Genomic DNA, 822 nt, shown 5'->3' with positions numbered 1-822 from the left:
GATAAGCTATTGTGTGTGCATCTAAATTTAGATTATGATGATATTTGAGACATCAGCCTGAACTTTTCTTATATTTTAACTTTTAACTTTTGAATTTTGACTATTTATGCACTTTTTATGGCTTAATTCTCGTGTCAAGTTGTCTAGTGGGCTATTATTTTGGCGTGAAATTGGTACTGGTTCAAATAATATAGTTTTTCTACATGGAACTTGGTATGACAGTAGTCAGTGGTTATCAATTATGGAGGGATTGAGTCTAGATTATCATTGTTTTGCACCAGATTTACCTGGATTTAGTGAGTCGCAATTTTCTTCTACTCATTACTCAATTAGTCAAATGGTAGAATCTTTGAATGAATATATAGCTGCTTTAAACTTAGAAAAGATATATTTAGTCGGTGACTCTCTCGGAGGTTGGATAGCTGCTAGTTATGCTCTTAAGTATTCAGATAAATTATTGGGTTTAATTTTATTATCTCCTGAAGGAATTGATATTCCTGATGTAAAAGTACGTTGGCAATTTTCTGGTTGGTTAGCTCCAAGAGCTTCTTTTTTGTGTTTTATTTTGCGATTAATATATCCTTTGGCTAGGTTATTAGGAGTTGAGAGAAAGGTCAAATACTTACTACAAATTAGACAGAAATTACTGCTTGATTCCACAGGAAATATAATTTTATTTAGACGTAGGTGGGCAGAAATAAAAGCTGAATTATTAGCAGAAAATTTGGCTTCTTTAAAAGTCGTAACGTTTATTTTACAAGGTTATAAAGATACAGATATTGCTCTTTCTATGAGTAAATACTATGCTGATTTATTACCAAT

1 protein-coding gene is annotated in these 822 nt (G+C 31.5%); it reads left to right on the top strand.

What is annotated here, in order from left to right; all coding sequences use genetic code 11:
• Nucleotides 1-106 precede the first annotated feature (106 nt).
• Nucleotides 107-822, top strand: a 716-nt coding sequence (locus AFK68_RS00015) for an alpha/beta fold hydrolase (protein WP_094670649.1), incomplete at its 3' end; no start/stop codon positions are given.

The organism is Hydrocoleum sp. CS-953, from assembly GCF_002260545.1.
In the GTDB taxonomy this organism is placed as follows: Bacteria; Cyanobacteriota; Cyanobacteriia; order Cyanobacteriales; family Microcoleaceae; genus Trichodesmium.
This window is presented reverse-complemented; position numbering and strand designations above follow the sequence as displayed.